We start from the raw sequence: 17,717 nt of genomic DNA, 5'->3' as shown, positions 1-17,717 counted from the left end.
AATATGAGAAATATAATCTTATTATTTTTATTGATAGTAGGCTGGACAACTACAGCCTACGCTCAAAACGAGCAAGAAAAACTTGAAGTGACGGGAATCGTCACAGATGCAAGGAATGAGCCTCTAGTGGGTGTGAACGTGACGGTGAAAAATGTGCCGGGTTTCGGTGCGATAACTGACATAGACGGACGTTATAAGATTAAGGTCCCTAATTATTCTTACCTGGTCTTTTCTTATGTAGGCTTTGACAAGCAGGAAGTTTTCGTCAAAGATAAAAAGAATATCAACGTAGTCATGACGGAAACCAAAGCAACGGCAATTGATGAAGTCGTTATCACAGGAACCGGTGCCCAGAAAAAGATAACCATGACGGGTGCTGTTACCACTGTCGATGTATCCCAGTTGCGTACTCCTACGGCAAGTATCACAAATGCCCTTGCCGGTAACGTGGCGGGTATTATGGCACGCCAAACTTCCGGACAGCCGGGTAACAACATTTCCGAGTTCTGGATCCGCGGTATTTCCACTTTCGGTGCCGGCGGTAGCGCATTGGTACTGGTCGATGGTTTCGAACGTGACATGAATGAGATCAATGTAGAAGATATCCAAGACTTCTCTGTATTGAAAGATGCCTCTGCAACAGCTATCTATGGTTCTCGCGGTGCAAATGGTGTTGTCCTGATTACCACTAAACGCGGTAAAGAAGGAAAAACGCGTGTGAATGCCAAGGTGGAAACTTCGTATAGCACACGCACCAAAACTCCGGAATTTGTAGACGGTCCTACATATGCCCGTATGATGAATGAGGCTTTGATTACTCGCAGCCAAGCTCCGGCTTATTCTGAAAGCGACCTGAGACTGTTTGAAAACGGTTTGGATCAAGATCTTTTCCCGAATGTGGACTGGATGAATTTAATCTTGAAAAAAGGTGCTCCCACTTATCGTGCAAATATAGACCTGACCGGTGGTGGTACGGTAGCCCGTTACTTCATTTCTGCCAGTTATGTAAATGAAGGCGGTATGTACGAGACAGATCGTGCTATGACAGACTATAACACCAATGCCAACTATCACCGTTGGAATTACCGTATGAATGTGGACATAGATCTGACAAAAACCACATTGCTGAAAGTAGGTGTAGCAGGCTCTCTGGACAAGCAGAACCTGCCGGGAAGCCAGTACCATGAAATCTGGAACTCACTGATGGGATACAACCCCATCGCTTCTCCGGTACAATACAGTGACGGAAAATGGGCAGCGTATGGCACTGCAGGGCAAAGAAACCCTTGGGTACTGACCACTCAGCAAGGATATCAGGAAACATGGAAAAACAAAATACAGACTACAGTTAATCTTGAACAGGACCTTAAGTTTATCACACAGGGACTGAAGTTCTACGGACGCTTCGGATTCGATACTTATACAGACAATGGTGACAACCGTTACAAATGGCCGGAAAGCTGGATGGCAGAACGTCAACGTACCTCTGACGGAGAGCTCCAGTTCAGAAGAATAGAAACGGAACAACTGATGAATGGAACGATGTATTCAAGCGGACAACGGAAGGAATATCTGGAAGCAGAGTTGCACTACAATCGCACGTTTGGTGACCACATGGTAGGGGGTGTGTTAAAGTACACTCAGGATAAGACCACCAATACGTCTCACAATGGCAACACCAATAGCTATGATAAGATTGTACAGAGTATCCAGAACCGCCACCAAGGATTTGCCGGACGTTTTACATACGGATGGAAATACCGCTACTTCTTTGACTTTAACTTCGGTTACAACGGTTCCGAGAACTTCGCTACAGGACACCAGTTCGGATTCTTCCCTGCTTATTCAGTAGCATGGAACATCGCTGAAGAAGCAATCATCAAGAAGAATCTCAAGTGGCTGAATATGTTCAAATTACGCTACTCTTACGGTAAGGTAGGTAACGACGATGTGGGAACCCGTTTCCCTTATGTTGAGAAATTCGGAACTTGGGATGAAGACGGATACTATTATGGTGACATCGGCACCAGCAACTATTATTATCCCGGCTTAACCTATTCGAGAATTGCGTCCAAAAATATCTCTTGGGAAATAGCCAAGAAGCATGACCTCGGACTTGACTTCTCTCTGTTTGACGATAAGTTCAGCGGTACCATCGACTACTTCCACGAACAGCGTGAGGGTATTTATATGCTGCGCAGCTTCCTTCCGCAGATTATCGGTCTGAATCATATCTCTACAAAACCCTACGCTAACGTAGGATCTGTTTTGTCCGAAGGTTTTGACGGTAACATCGCTTATAAGCAGAAACTAGGTGAGGTTGACCTTACGGTACGTGCCAACATGACTTATAGTAAGAACGAAATCAAGGAGTATGACGAAGAAAACAGCCGCTATCCCTATAAGATGCAATACGGATTTCGTGTAGACCAGGCACGTGGTCTGATAGCCGAAGGATTATTTAAGGATTACGAAGAAATCCGTAACAGCCCATCACAGGGTGATAACATCATGCCGGGAGATATCAAGTACAAGGACGTAAACGGTGACGGAGTAATTAACTCAGATGACGAAGTGCCTATCGGTGCTACCACCCGTCCTAACCTGATCTACGGTTTCGGTATATCTGCTCAATGGAAAGGATTTGACGTGAATGTTCACTTCCAGGGAGCCGGCAAATCATCTTTCTTTATCAACGGATTTACAGTATATCCATTCAGTGAAAAGTCCTGGGGTAATATCCTGACAGATGTAGTCGGTAACTACTGGTCACTGGGAACCAATGAAGACCCGAATGCCAAATACCCACGTCTGAGTTATGGTGGCAACAGCAATAACTATCGTGCTTCTACTTATTGGCTGAGAAACGGTTCATACATGCGTTTGAAGAATGTTGAGATCGGTTATACTATTCCGAAACAATTTGTCAACAAGCTCCATTTGGACCGCGTACGTCTCTACCTGATGGGAACGAATCTGCTGACTTTCTCCGACTTCAAGCTCTGGGATCCGGAATTGGGTAGCTCTAACGGACAGCAATACCCGTTATCTAAAACTGTTACCATCGGACTAACTATAGGAATCTAAAACAATCATAAAAAGAAAAGTTATGAAAAAAAATAAATACATTATATTGGGAGCGGTGGTGCTCGGTTTGGGACTCTCTTCCTGCTCCGATTACCTGAATGTAGATCGCTATTTCAGAGACCAGCAGTCTACAGAACGCATCTTTTCGAATAAAGATTATACACTCCAATGGCTGTCATTCTGCTACAGTCGCCTGCAAGGAGATAACCTGGAGGTGGGACACAGTGACGTATGTCCTTTCAATTTCTCTGATGACCAAGTATTCAACGAACGCGGAGATCGTTTTGCCAAATTCAAGCGTGGTGAATACCTGAATTCTATTGGTGGCCAGAATGCATGGAAATGGTCATATGACGGAATTTATCAAGCCTCTATTCTACTGAATGAGTTACATGAAAATGATGATCTTACTCCGGAGGAAGTGACGGATGTAAGAGGTCAGGCTCGTTTCTTACGTGCCTATTTCTACTGGATGCTGCTGAGAAAATTCGGTCCGATACTTCTTCTGCCGCCGGAAGGAGCCGACTATACAAAATCGTATGACGAGTTGGCGTATCCACGTAACACGTATGACGAGTGCGTGGAATTCATTACCTCTGAACTGGAAATTGCAGCTACTGAGTTGTTCGAGAAACGCGACAACCTGAACATTGCCCGTCCGACAAAAGGGGCCGCACTGGCTGTACGTGCCAAAGTATTCCTCTACGCTGCCAGCCCGCTGGCAAACGGGAATACGGAGATGGCAGACTTCGTCAATATGGATGGCAAACAGTTGATTCCACAAGAATACGATGAAGAGAAATGGGCAAAGGCCGCTGCTGCTGCCAAAGACATGATTGAGTATTCGGAGGCAAGCGGACTCTATAAACTTTATACTTTTGAAAAACGTCCGGTTAGTACAGATGAGGCTTATCCGACCACTATCGAACCGCCCATTCATGATATTTATTCCCATGAGAACTTTCCAAATGGTTGGGCAAATATCGATCCGTTTGAATCATATCGTTCTATTTTCAATGGTGACGTTTATGCAGCCGAAAATCCGGAACTGATTTTTACCCGCGGAACCAATGGTGACAACAATGACTTAACAACAGATAACACCATGGCAGATTTTGTAAAACATCAGTTGCCGGCAACGTTTGGAGGATATAATGTACATGGAATAACCCTAAAACAGAGTGAAGCTTATGCCATGGCGAACGGTGATCCGTTTGATAAAGACAGTTACACAAAGTGGAAAGGTAAATTCACCAACAATGAAAACAAAAACGAGCATCCGTATGACCATGTAAAAAATGGCGTATGGTGGGGATATACCAATCGTGAACCTCGTTTCTACGCTTCTGTAGCTTTCAACGGAGCTCTATGGAATGCGCTTAGTATCAAGGAAGAAGGTGGAAAAGACTCACGAAATAAACAGATCTGGTATTATCGCGGAGCAACCGACGGACGTATCAACGGCTCCGATAACTGGTGTATTACCGGTATTGGCGTTATGAAATATGTCAATCCGAACGATTGTGCCAAATGGGGAGGATCTATCTACAAGAAAGTGGAACCTACGCTCCGTTATGCCGACATATTGCTGATGTATGCAGAAGCACTGAATAACATTACCGAAGGAAAACACTATTCTATATCCTCATGGGACGGAACTGAGACTTACGATATCTTCCGTGACAAGGAAGAGATGCGCCGCGGAGTAAAACCGGTCCGTATGCGTGCCGGAGTACCCGACTATGATGAAGATATTTATGAGGACCCACAGAAGTTCTTTGAAAAACTTGTTCATGAACGTCAGATCGAATTCTTTGCTGAAACACAACGTTACTATGACCTGCGTCGTTGGAAAATTGTAGAAGAGCATGAAGGTGAACAAATTTATGGCTGTAACACGCTGATGAACGAGAACTACAAAGATATGTATTATCTGCCGGTCAGAGTAGCAGAGTTGCAGACTTCTTTCTCTCGCAAACAGTACTTCTGGCCTATCAGCTTCGATGAACTGAAACGGAACAAGAATCTGTCACAAGCACCCGGATGGGAGTATTATAATTAGTGTTATCATTAATAAAGTAAAAAAATCAATATGAGAAAATTATATATTTTAGGAATGATGCTGGGAGTCTGCGCAATGTTCAGTGCTTGCAACGACGAATGGAAAGATGAACTTTACAAACAGACCATTTCTTTCAAAGCGCCCGTAGGAGACAACGGGCTGAGTGAAATTTACGTACGCTACCAGCCGGACGGTACAGGAACCTTCCAGTTACCGGTCATTGTCAGCGGTTCGAAGACCAACGAGCGGAATATCGACGTGAAAATAAGCGTGGATGAAGATACGCTCCAAACACTTAATGAGGCGAGATTTCCAGTAGGTCGTCAAGACCTCTGGTATGTGCCCCTTGCGGAACAGCATTATTCTTTTGAATCAAACATTTGCCATATCCCTGCAGGAGAAAGCATACAGCTCTATCCCATCAATTTCAACTTTGACGGATTGGAACTGGATGATAAATACGTGCTTCCGCTGACCATTGAGGAGGATCCTTCTTATATGTCAAACAAATATAAAGGACGTTATAAAGCACTACTGGGAATCAATCTGTTTAATGACTATTCCGGAACATACAACACCACGCTGATGAACATCTACATTCAAGGAACGTCATCAGATCCTGCCAAAGTAGACACTCGTGTAGCTCGCGTGGTGGATGAAAATACCATTTTCTTCTATGCAGGTTCAACTTGGGTGGAAGATGAGCACCGTTCCAGATATAAAGTCTTTGCCGAGTTTGAAGAAGGAACAAAAGACGAAGAAGGTACTATTAAAGGAAAGGTGAGATTGTATGGTGACGATCATGAACCGGATATCAATATTCAACCGTTGGGTGAATGTACGTATGAAAAACGAATTGTTCAGCACGAAACCATCAAATATATGGAACGCCATCTTACTACTCTGCAGCTGAGTTATAAGTACACGGATATTACTTCTAATCCAGCTTATCCGATGACTTACGAAGTAAGAGGTTCCATGACAATGGAACGACAGATTAACCCGTTGATTCCAGACGAGGATCAAGCTATTCAATGGTAAAAAGAAGGTAGAAGGTAACCGTTTATTAACGTAAAAAAGGGTCGGATCTCAAACAAGGAATCCGACCCTTTTAGTTAATATGTCAATGTACGAACTCAGAAAAACAATTGATAAAGGAATAAGTGAAATAAATGCTCAAGTAAGTGAGAGCTTGTTTAAAAAGACGCTTATACAAAAAAGACACTACTATATATTATATGAAGACCCGGTCAGTATCATAGGTTTATATTCAAAATCTTTATTTCAAACCTGCAAAAGTCGGAAATCTGGAATCTTTCCTCCAAATCATTTTTTAAAAGAACATGGTTCAAATTAAACATTCTAAGCATAGTGCCCTTCACAGTTTTGCTGTAACTCTCCTGAATGGCATTGCAGCATATTATATCTCTCCTAAAAAGCGGACTATCAATATTGAAAGGAACCTTGTTTATCAGCTTACTATATTTTAGATGTTTTCGTCGAACTGAAGTTATTTTAAAGGAAACATGAATTTTTGTTCATAATTTCTTTGTACTTATGTAGTTTGATTATATATTTGTGCCACAATTAACCTATAATTAATAAAATACACACAAATTTAATTAAACACAAAGCACGATCATGAGACCTACACATACAATAATAAGGACGACTTATACAAAAGTTACACTATATCAATATTTACATTCTCAACTATTTGAATGATTAGAAGTCGGAAGAAAAAGAAATAGAAGAATCATTCATTTCATTCAAAAGACCTATTTGCTTTTCAATTAAAACATTTCCTGTTAGAAATTATATGAAATAAAAATTGGAATATTAGTTTTTTAAAAATATTCCGATTCTTTATCCAATATGATATATTTTTATTATTTAACTAATTATATTTATGAAAAAACATCTAGTCACAGCACTTATTTGCTGTTTATCATTCATCGGTTGCAAGGATGATAAGGTCGATTCTACCCAATACGACCCCTCCCAGCCGATAGTGTTTACAGATTTCAGCCCCAAAGAAGGAGGTATGCGAACCCGACTTTACATTGAAGGCAGTAATTTCGGTAGTGATCCTACCAAAATTCATATCACGATTGGCGGAGAAAAAACCAAAACCATCGGAACTGATGGAAAAAGTATTTATTGTATGGTTCCTTCCAAGGCTTTTGATGGAACAATCAATGTACGTGTAGATGGACCGGACGGCAAAACAGTTGCGGAACATACATTCGAACAGGAATTCCTGTATGAACCTGCAACGATTGTAGGTACCCTGCTACGTAAAGTAGATCAGGATAATAATTCTGCATTCCAAGAAGGTTCGTTTGATGAAGGAGCCTCTATTCCTTCCAACGACTGTATGGTGTTCGATCCCAAATACAAGGAGGGAGATGACCGGTTACTCTTCTCTTCAAACTTTTATGACGGTATCCATTTGGTAAACCTGACACAACGGACTGTGAAACGCCTCTTCCCAAGAACGGGATACAGCACCATGTACTCTTTCACGTTCACTGCCGATGGGGATACATTGCTGTTTACCGATGACCATGGTCAAGATAACACTAGTCGTGCAAACATCTATTATTCCCTTCGTCGTGAAAACTTCCGTCGAATCCGTCCCTACAACTATGGCAGGACGTCTTACAGCCTGATATATATGGATGACGGAACCGTCTTTTATACCACTTGGTGGGAGGGTAAAGTCTACAAAATGATACGTAACGGAGCCATTCCCAATATCGATGATAATGCGGAAGTTGCCTTTAGCCTGAGCCAGATATCGTCAGTAGGCGGTTCACATACGATATTGTTCAGACATCCGTCCAATAAATTTATGTATATGCTTTCCGACGGATTCGGAGCGGTGTTCAGAGCCGATTATGACCCGGTAAGAAAAACATTTGGTAATCCTACCATCATTGCCGGAAACATGAATGACAAAGGTTTCAAGGAAGGGACCGGAGGTGGTGCCCGATTCAGTAAACCACAATTCGGTATATTCGTTAAAAATGAGGAATACGGAGAAGGAGTCGGTCCTGACCAAGATCAATACGATTTTTACTTCTGCGACAGGGATAATCACTGTATCTGGAAACTGGATCCTCATGGGGTAGCCTCCCTTGTAGCCGGTAGAAGTAATGAAAACGCCGACAGTAAAGTCTATGGATATGTAGACGGTAATCCGTTGCACGAAGCACGTTTCAATCAGCCGTCCGGCCTTGCTTACGACCCTGATCAAGACATATTCTATATCGGAGATATTGATAACAAAGGGATTCGTTATATGACAACGGAATAATACTATTTAAGCATAAATGAATATGAGAAATATAATCTTATTATTTTTATTGATAGTAGGCTGGACAAGTGTAGTCTACGCTCAAAATGAACAAGAAAAACTTGAAGTGACGGGAATCGTCACAGATGCAAAGAACGAGCCTTTGGTGGGTGTGAACGTTACAGCAAAGAACATACCTGGCTTCGGTGCGATAACCGACATAGACGGACGTTATAAAATCAAAATCCCCAACTATTCTTACCTTGTTTTTTCCTATGTCGGCTTTGATAAACAGGAAGTCTTTGTCAAAGACAAAAAGAATATCAACATCGTCATGACAGAAACCAAAGCAACGGCAATTGACGAAGTCGTCATCACAGGAACAGGTGCCCAAAAAAAGTTAACTATGACGGGCGCCGTTACCACAGTCGATGTATCCCAGCTACGTACCCCAACGTCAAGCATCACGAATGCCCTTGTAGGTAACGTAGCCGGTATAATGGCACGCCAGACTTCGGGACAGCCAGGTAGTAATTTCTCTGAATTCTGGATCCGCGGTATCTCCACCTTCGGTGCCGGAAACGGTGCATTGGTGCTGGTCGATGGTTTCGAGCGTGATATGAATGAGATCAATGCGGAAGATATCCAAGACTTCTCTGTATTGAAAGATGCCTCTGCAACGGCCATTTACGGTTCGCGCGGTGCGAATGGTGTTGTCCTGATTACCACCAAGCGCGGTAAGGAAGGAAAGACACGTGTCAATGCCAAAGTAGAAACCTCGTATAACACACGTACCAGAACTCCGGAATTTGTGGATGGCCCCACATACGCCCGTATGATGAATGAAGCTCTGATTACCAGAAGTCAGGCTCCGGCTTATAGCGAAAGCGATTTGAAGCTGTTTGGAAATGGTTTGGACCAGGATCTTTTCCCGAATGTGGACTGGATGGGCTTAATACTGAAAGACGGTGCTCCTACTTATCGGGCAAATATCGATCTGACCGGAGGTGGTACGGTAGCCCGTTATTTCATTTCCGCCAGTTATGTGAATGAAGGCGGTATGTACGAGACAGATCATGCTATGACAGACTATAATACCAATGCCAACTACCATCGCTGGAACTACCGCATGAATGTAGACATTGACCTGACTAAAACCACGCTACTAAAAGTAGGCGTAGCCGGTTCTCTGGACAAGCAGAACTTACCGGGAAGCCAGTACCATGAAATTTGGAACTCACTGATGGGATACAACCCCATCGCTTCTCCGGTGCGGTACAGTGACGGAAAATGGGCAGCGGTCGGCAGTGCAGGCCAAAGAAATCCTTGGGTACTGACCACTCAGCAAGGATACCAGGAAACATGGAAGAATAAAATACAAACTACGGTAAATCTTGAACAGGATTTTAGTTTTATCACAAAAGGATTAAAGTTCTTCGGACGCTTCGGATTCGATACTTATACAGACAACGGTGACAACCGTTTCAAATGGCCGGAAAGCTGGTTAGCCGAACGTCAGCGTACCTCCGACGGAGAACTCCAGTTCAGAAGAATAGAAACAGAACAACTGATGAGCGGAACGATGTACTCAAGCGGACAACGGAAGGAATATTTAGAAACAGAGCTACACTACAACCGCCAGTTTGGTGATCATATGGTAGGAGCTGTACTAAAATACTCTCAGGATAAGACTACCAATACGTCTCACAATGGCAACTCCAACAGCTACGATAAGATTGTGCAAAGCATTCAGAACCGTCATCAAGGATTTGCAGGACGTTTTACCTACGGATGGAAGTACCGCTACTTCTTTGACTTTAATTTCGGTTACAACGGTTCTGAAAACTTCGCGACAGGCCAACAGTTTGGATTCTTCCCTGCCTATTCACTGGCATGGAACATTGCAGAAGAGCCAATTATCAAGAAGCATTTCAAATGGTTGAATATGTTCAAGTTACGTTATTCTTATGGAGAGGTAGGTAATGACAAATTAATGGATGGCAATAATCAGATACGCTTTCCATACGTACCGAAATTCACAGAATGGAACGGAAAAACAGACGATATGGATAACATAGGTAATCTGAACGGATACTATTACGGTGACATCGGTACCAGCAACTATTATTATCCGGGATTAACCTACTCGAGAATAACATCGGACATCATCACTTGGGAGATTGCCAAGAAACATGACCTCGGACTCGACTTCTCAATGTTCGACGATAAGTTCAGTGGTAGCATTGACTACTTCCACGAACAACGTGACGGTATTTATATGAAACGTAATTTCCTTCCCTATATTATCGGTCTGAATCATATCGGGACGAGCCCCTACGCCAACGTGGGTTCTGTCTTGTCCGAAGGGTTTGACGGTAACATCGCTTATAAGCAGAAACTAGGCGAGGTCGGTCTTACGGTACGTGCCAACATGACCTACAGTAAGAACAAAATCAAGGAGTACGACGAAGAAAACAGCCGCTATCCCTATAAGATGCAGTACGGATTTCGTGTAGACCAAGCACGTGGTCTGATAGCCGAAGGACTATTCAAAGATTACGAAGAAATCCGTAACAGACCATCACAGGGTGCAGGTATTATGCCGGGAGATATCAAATACAAAGATATCAACGGTGATGGAATAATTGACAACAATGACGAAGTGCCCATCGGTGCAACGACTCGTCCTAACTTGGTTTACGGTTTCGGTATATCTGTGGATTGGAAAGGATTTGACGTGAATGTTCACTTCCAGGGAGCCGGCAAATCATCCTTCTTTATCGACGGATTCACAGTATATCCGTTCAGAGATAAGTCTTGGGGTAATATCCTGACGGATGTAGTTGGTAACTATTGGTCACTGGAGACCAACGAGGATCCGAATGCCAAATACCCACGTCTGAGCTATGGCAACAATAGCAACAACTATCGTTCGTCTACTTATTGGCTGCGGAACGGTTCATACATCCGTTTAAAGAATGTGGAAGTCGGTTACACCATTCCGAAACAGTTTGTCAACAAGCTCCATTTAGATCGTGTACGTCTCTACCTGATGGGAACGAATCTGCTGACTTTCTCCAGCTTTAAGCTCTGGGATCCGGAACTGGGTAGCTCTAACGGACAGCAATATCCGTTATCTAAAACTGTTACCATCGGATTGACCGTAGGAATCTAAAACAATCATTAAAAGAAAAGTTATGAAAAAAAATAAATACATTATATTAGGAGCGGCGGTGCTCGGCTTAGGGCTCTCTTCCTGCTCCGATTACCTGAATGTAGATCGCTATTTCAGAGACCAGCAGTCTATAGAACGCATTTTCTCAGACAAAGATTATACACTCCAATGGCTGTCATTCTGCTACAGTCACCTACAAGGAGATAACCTGGAGGTGGGACACAGTGACGTATGTCCTTTCAATTTCTCTGATGACCAAGTATTCAACGAACGCGGAGATCGTTTTGCCAAATTCAAACGTGGTGAATACCTGAATTCCGTTGGTGGCCAGTACGCATGGAATTGGTCATTTGAAGGAATCCATCAGGCTTCTATTCTACTGAATGAATTACATGAGAATGATGATCTTACTCCGGAGGAAGTGACGGATGTAAGAGGACAGGCTCGTTACTTACGTGCCTATTTCTACTGGATGCTGCTGAGAAAATTCGGTCCGATACCTCTTCTGCCGCCGGAAGGAGCCGACTATACAAAATCGTATGACGAGTTGGCGTATCCACGTAACACGTATGACGAATGTGTGGAATTCATCACTTCTGAACTGGAAATTGCAGCTACTGAGTTGTTCGAGAAACGCGACAACCTGAACATTGCCCGTCCGACAAAAGGGGCCGCACTGGCTGTACGTGCCAAAGTATTCCTCTACGCTGCCAGCCCGCTGGCAAACGGGAATACGGAGATGGCAGACTTTGTCAATATGGATGGCAAACAGTTGATTCCACAAGAATACGATGAAGAAAAGTGGGCAAAAGCTGCTGCCGCAGCCAAAGACATGATTGAGTACTCGGAAGCGAGTGGACGCTACAAACTTTATACTTTTGAAAGACGCCCGGTTAGTACGGACGAAGCTTATCCGACCACTATCGAACCGCCCTATCATGAAATTTATTCCAATGAGAACTTCCCGAATGGTTGGGCAAACATCGATCCGTTTGAATCATACCGTTCTATTTTCAACGGTGACGTCTATGCATCCGAAAATCCGGAACTGATTTTTACCCGCGGAACCAATGGTGACAGCAATAACTTAAAAGATGATAACTCTATGGCAGATCTTGTAAAGCATCAACTGCCGGGAACGTTTGGAGGATATAATGTACATGGAATGACTCTTAAACAAAGTGAGGCTTATGAAATGGCTAATGGCGATCCATTTGACCAGGAATGCTACGAATTGTGGAAAGGGAAGTACACAAACGATGAAAACAAGAATCAGCACGAGTACGACCATGTAAAAAATGGTGTATGGTGGGGATATACCAATCGTGAACCTCGTTTCTATGCTTCCGTAGCCTTTAACGGCGCTCAATGGAATGCACTCAGTATTACGGAAGAAGGTGGAAAAGACTCACGAAACAGACAAATCTGGTATTATCGCGGAGCAACCGACGGACGTATCAATGGATCTGACAACTGGTGTATTACCGGCATCGGCATCATGAAATATGTCAATCCGAACGATTGTGCCAAATGGGGAGGATCTATCTACAAGAAAGTGGAACCTACGCTCCGTTATGCCGACATATTGCTGATGTATGCGGAAGCACTGAATAACATTACCGAAGGAAAACACTATTCGATAGCTTCATGGGATGGAAGCAAGACTTATGACATCTTCCGTGACAAGGAAGAGATGCGCCGCGGAGTGAAACCGGTCCGTATGCGTGCCGGAGTACCCGACTATGATGAAGATATCTATGAAAATCCGAAAAAATTCTTTGAAAAACTTGTTCATGAACGTCAGGTTGAATTCTTTGGAGAAACCCAACGTTACTATGACTTGCGTCGTTGGAAAATTGTAGAAAAGCATGAAGGCGAACAGATCTACGGTTGTAATACGCTGATGAACGAAAACTACAAAGATATGTATTATCTGCCGGTCAGAGTAGCAGAGTTGCAGACTTCTTTCTCTCGCAAACAGTACTTCTGGCCTATCAGCTTCGATGAACTGAAACGGAACAAGAATCTATCACAAGCACCCGGATGGGAGTATTATAATTAGTGTTATCATTAATATAGTAAAGAAATTAATATGAGAAAATTATATATTTTAGGAATGATACTGGGTGTCGGCACAATGTTCAGTGCTTGCAATGACGAATGGAAAGATGAGCTTTACCAGCAAACCATTTCTTTCAAAGCACCCGTAGGAAACAATGGTCTGAACGAAATTTATGTACGCTACCAGCCGGACGGAACGGGAATATACCAATTGCCGGTCATTGTCAGCGGTTCGAAGACTAACGACCGGAATATCGATGTGAAAATAAGCGTGGATGAGGATACGCTCCAAACACTTAATGAGGCGAGATTCCCCGCAAATCGTCAGGACATCTGGTATGTCCCCCTTGCAGAACAATATTATTCTTTTGAGTCAAACGTTTGCCATATTCCTACAGGAGAAAGTATACAGCTCTATCCCATCAATTTCAACTTTGACGGGTTGGAACTGGATGACAAATATGTGCTTCCGCTGACCATTGAGGAAGATCCTTCCTACATGCCAAACAAGTATAAAGGACGTTACAAAGCACTATTGGGAGTGAATCTGTTCAATAACTATTCCGGAACTTACAACACCACGCTAATGAACATTTACATCGAAGGAACATCATCAGATCCTGCAAAGGTAGATACGCGTGAAGCTCGTGTAGTGGACGAGAATACCATATTCTTCTATGCCGGTTCCACTTGGAAAGAAGAGGAAGAACGTTCCAGGTATAAAGTGTTTGTTGAATTTCAGGAAGGCACGAAGGACGCGGATGGAACTATTAAAGGAAAGTTGAGAGTATATGGTGACCCGGATGAGGTTGGAGAAAAGAAAACTAATGTTGAACCATTGGGAGAGTGTACGTACGAAAAAAGAGTCGTTCAGCATGAAACCATTAAATATATGGAACGCCATCTTACTACACTACAAATCAGTTATAAGTATACAGATGTTACTTCTAATAAGGAGTACCCGATGACTTACGAAGTAAAAGGCTCCATGACAATGGAACGTCAGATCAACCCATTAATTCCTGACGAGGATCAGGCTATTGAATGGTAAGATAAAGTAGCAGTTTATTAACCTAAAGAAGGGCTGGATTTCAAACAAAAAATCCAGCCCTTTTTAGTTCTTTTATACTTTATGTAGTTTAACGCAGATTCGAAAGTTAAAAAAAAACAGATCATTCGCACAAGCAAAAAAGAATGGCACTAATCTACTGATTTACAACAAACAATAAATCTATTTCATTACAATAGTGTTCGTTTTTAACATTTCATCATATTGACAATAAGTCTACCTTTGCACCCGATCTAAGGAACTGAATATAGTAAGCTTCTCCCCTGGCCAATCTTATTTTCTCTCCCTTCTTCACACAACTAATTTAAACAAAACCATTAAAACAATTAATTATGGGAGCAAGTATTCAACCAGAAATTAAAGACTTACAATTTTCGTTTTCTTTTTTTAGAAATCTCTGGAGTAAAGATTCAACTGTTATTACATTGCATGACCTTTATTTACAGGTCGTCAGTCCGCTTTGGAAACCACAAACCGAGTGTTACCGGAAACTGAAAGATCGTACTGACCGGGATAATGAGGCAAAGATGCTGAAAGACTCAATGCCGATTGTCATCGCTGAAGGAATATGCCGTCCCAATCATAGCCACGCTGCTGCCAACCTGACGGGCCTGAGCCTTCTCGCCATGTACGACCTCGACCATTCCAATGAACGCACTCCGGCCATCAAAGAGTTATTCCGGCAACTTCCTTACGTAGCCTATGCACACACCTCCATTTCCGGCGAAGGTCTCAAGGTATTTGTCTACCTCGACGCACGTACCCCCGAAGAGTATCCCCTCGCCTACGCTATCTGCCAGCAAACACTGGAACGTATCACCCAACACCCATGTGATCCGCAATGCGCCCGCATCACCCAACCATGCTCTTGTGTATGGGATCCGGATGCTTATTTCAATCCTTCCCCGACGCCTTATCCTTGGCGTGAAGAACTGGCTACCGACCCTTCACTGAAATCATTGGTCCAGACTGCCAATAACTTCCCCAACAACCAATCCACTTACACTTACCTCCCGACCGGCAACGGCAAAGTCTCCCCGATCCCTCCCGCTAGCGAAGCCTGTGGATACATCGAAAACTTTATCCGTTCCTTTACCCAATACCATTCCCTGCAGAAAGGCAACCGACACGAATCAATGCTGGCGATGGGAAGAAGCGCACGACGTAAAGGTTTTTCAAAAGTAGAAATAGAAAGTTTAATTTCAAAGATGACAGTAAGAATCGTAAATGACAGTTATTCCCTCCAAGAATTACGAAAGGACTTATACGCTGGTTATCAATATGTTGACCTATCATATACTCCTCAAAAAGACGATTTTTCGGCACTGTCACTTTCAACTGTCACCTATAGAGGTATTTCCCCTGTGAATGACTCGGCAACAGAAGATGATATGTCAATAAAAGATGAAGAACTACGTTCCTCCACTCCCTTCATTTCCAACGAGATCTACCAACATCTTCCCGACCTCATTAATGAAGCCCTCAAGCCAGCACGCAACCCGCGTGCGAAAGACATGTTACTCTTAGGGATACTAGCCAACCTAAGTGGTTGTATGCCTCAAGTCAGCCTCCTCTACGACCAATGTCCCTACAGTCCACACCTGTTTATACTCATTATCGCCAATTCGGCTGCCGGCAAAGGCCTCCTTTCATTAGCAAACAGTTTGCCCTCAGCCATCGACAATTACCTGAAAGGAGAAAACAAACGGAAAAAAACAACTTACGAACGTGAACTGCAAGCGTGGGAACAGCAGAGTCATTCTTCCGGAAAAGGAGCCAAAGTAGAAACAACAGGCTATATTCCCCGTCCTGAGGAACCGGAGTATTATCACCTATGTGGTTCTCCTAACACTTCCAAAAACCAACTCATCAGTCGCCTGAAAACTAACGGGCCCCTAGGACTCATCATCACAGCTACCGAACTGGATACAATTTCAGGAGCCATCAAGCAAGATTACGGTAAACACGACGACGTATTTCGTGCCGCTTTCCATCACGAATCCGTATCGACAGACTTTAAAACGGATAAAGAACTGATTTTTGCCGACGATCCGCATCTGGCACTTTGTCTCTCCGGTACTCCCGAGCAGCTTCCTAGTTTCATCCATTCTTCTACGAATGGAACCTACAGCCGTTTCACCCCTTACAACTGTTTAGTTCCCTGGAAATACCGTTCGGCAGCTCCTATCAAAGGTCAGGAGAATTATCACGATCTCTACAAACGGCTCAGTGCACAGGTGCTCGATATGTTTCTTATCTTCCAACAGTCGCCTACAGAGGTTACACTCACCGACAAGCAATGGGAAGAGCATACCGCCTATTTCAGCGAAATTCTGGACGAAGTTGCCAGTGAGCGTCCCAATGCTCCGGGGGGTATTGTCCTCCGTAGTGCGCTAACGGTAACTCGTATAGCATGTATTCTTACTGCCTTACGAAAATTCGAAGGAGGTATGCACATGAAAGAATATATCTGTACCGATGAAGATTTCCATACTGCCATGGAGATTGTAAAAACTACGATGCAACACAGTTTGTTGCTCGAATCATCGCTTCCGGGTAATGATGTGAAGGGAAAACCTTTGAGACCTTATTTTCGGATAGGCGAAATATTTAACAAATTGCCAACCACTTTTACGCTAAAGGAAATCAAAGAAAAAGTACTGTCAAATGGTATATCCGAGAGTAGTTTATATCGATTTCTCAATAAAATGGCAAAGTCAAAACACATTGAGAAACAAGACAATACATATCATAAACTAAAAATGGTTACTGGCAAAAGGGAGTAAAGTGACAGTGACAGTTTGAGAGTAACTAACAGAGCCTGAAAAAGAGGTTGTTTCAAGGTACAAAAACAAGAAACAACAATTTATAAAATCACACAAATGGTATAATATCCGGTTCTGTCTGATATAGTAAATGCAACCTCAAATCCTCAAAAAGAAACCATATAGAAGAGTGTCGCCAA

General features: G+C 43.0%; 8 protein-coding genes. All 8 read left to right on the top strand.

The window, feature by feature from the left end; genetic code table 11:
* Positions 1–3 precede the first annotated feature (3 nt).
* Positions 4–3,087: a SusC/RagA family TonB-linked outer membrane protein gene (locus tag EJF25_RS05155; protein WP_125040327.1), complete on the top strand. Its 3,084-nt coding sequence runs from the start codon at positions 4–6 to the stop codon at positions 3,085–3,087.
* Between the two features lie 22 nt (positions 3,088–3,109).
* On the top strand, positions 3,110–5,149 hold the full coding sequence (locus EJF25_RS05150; protein ID WP_125040326.1) for a RagB/SusD family nutrient uptake outer membrane protein: 2,040 nt from the start codon (positions 3,110–3,112) through the stop codon (positions 5,147–5,149).
* Positions 5,150–5,179: 30 nt separating this feature from the next.
* Entirely contained in the window at positions 5,180–6,190 is a 1,011-nt protein-coding gene (locus tag EJF25_RS05145; RefSeq protein WP_125040325.1) for a DUF4973 domain-containing protein, read from the top strand.
* An 868-nt stretch (positions 6,191–7,058) separates the two neighbouring features.
* Positions 7,059–8,468, top strand: coding sequence for an IPT/TIG domain-containing protein (locus tag EJF25_RS05140; RefSeq protein ID WP_125040324.1), 1,410 nt, complete (start codon positions 7,059–7,061; stop codon positions 8,466–8,468).
* Between the two features lie 22 nt (positions 8,469–8,490).
* Positions 8,491–11,622, top strand: a complete 3,132-nt coding sequence (locus tag EJF25_RS05135) for a SusC/RagA family TonB-linked outer membrane protein (RefSeq protein WP_125040323.1) — start codon at positions 8,491–8,493, stop codon at positions 11,620–11,622.
* Between the two features lie 22 nt (positions 11,623–11,644).
* Positions 11,645–13,684: a RagB/SusD family nutrient uptake outer membrane protein gene (locus EJF25_RS05130; protein WP_125040322.1), complete on the top strand. Its 2,040-nt coding sequence runs from the start codon at positions 11,645–11,647 to the stop codon at positions 13,682–13,684.
* A gap of 30 nt (positions 13,685–13,714) precedes the next feature.
* Entirely contained in the window at positions 13,715–14,734 is a 1,020-nt protein-coding gene (locus EJF25_RS05125) for a DUF4973 domain-containing protein (protein ID WP_125040321.1), read from the top strand.
* Between the two features lie 350 nt (positions 14,735–15,084).
* A complete protein-coding gene (locus EJF25_RS05120; protein WP_125040320.1) occupies positions 15,085–17,538 on the top strand; it encodes a DUF3987 domain-containing protein in 2,454 nt (817 codons plus the stop codon).
* The last annotated feature ends 179 nt before the right edge of the window (positions 17,539–17,717 follow it).

The sequence above is a fragment of the Bacteroides faecalis genome (genome assembly GCF_003865075.1).
Lineage (GTDB): Bacteria > Bacteroidota > Bacteroidia > Bacteroidales > Bacteroidaceae > Bacteroides > Bacteroides faecalis.
Note: the sequence above shows the minus strand (reverse complement) of the source record. Positions and strands in the feature narration are given on the sequence as shown.

Coding starts and splice junctions, on each gene's coding strand:
- EJF25_RS05130 (WP_125040322.1), top strand. CDS start 11,645: ATGAAAAAAAATAAATACATTATATTAGGAGCGGCGGTGCTCGGCTTA.
- EJF25_RS05155 (WP_125040327.1), top strand. CDS start 4: ATGAGAAATATAATCTTATTATTTTTATTGATAGTAGGCTGGACAACT.
- EJF25_RS05125 (WP_125040321.1), top strand. CDS start 13,715: ATGAGAAAATTATATATTTTAGGAATGATACTGGGTGTCGGCACAATG.
- EJF25_RS05145 (WP_125040325.1), top strand. CDS start 5,180: ATGAGAAAATTATATATTTTAGGAATGATGCTGGGAGTCTGCGCAATG.
- EJF25_RS05150 (WP_125040326.1), top strand. CDS start 3,110: ATGAAAAAAAATAAATACATTATATTGGGAGCGGTGGTGCTCGGTTTG.
- EJF25_RS05135 (WP_125040323.1), top strand. CDS start 8,491: ATGAGAAATATAATCTTATTATTTTTATTGATAGTAGGCTGGACAAGT.
- EJF25_RS05120 (WP_125040320.1), top strand. CDS start 15,085: ATGGGAGCAAGTATTCAACCAGAAATTAAAGACTTACAATTTTCGTTT.
- EJF25_RS05140 (WP_125040324.1), top strand. CDS start 7,059: ATGAAAAAACATCTAGTCACAGCACTTATTTGCTGTTTATCATTCATC.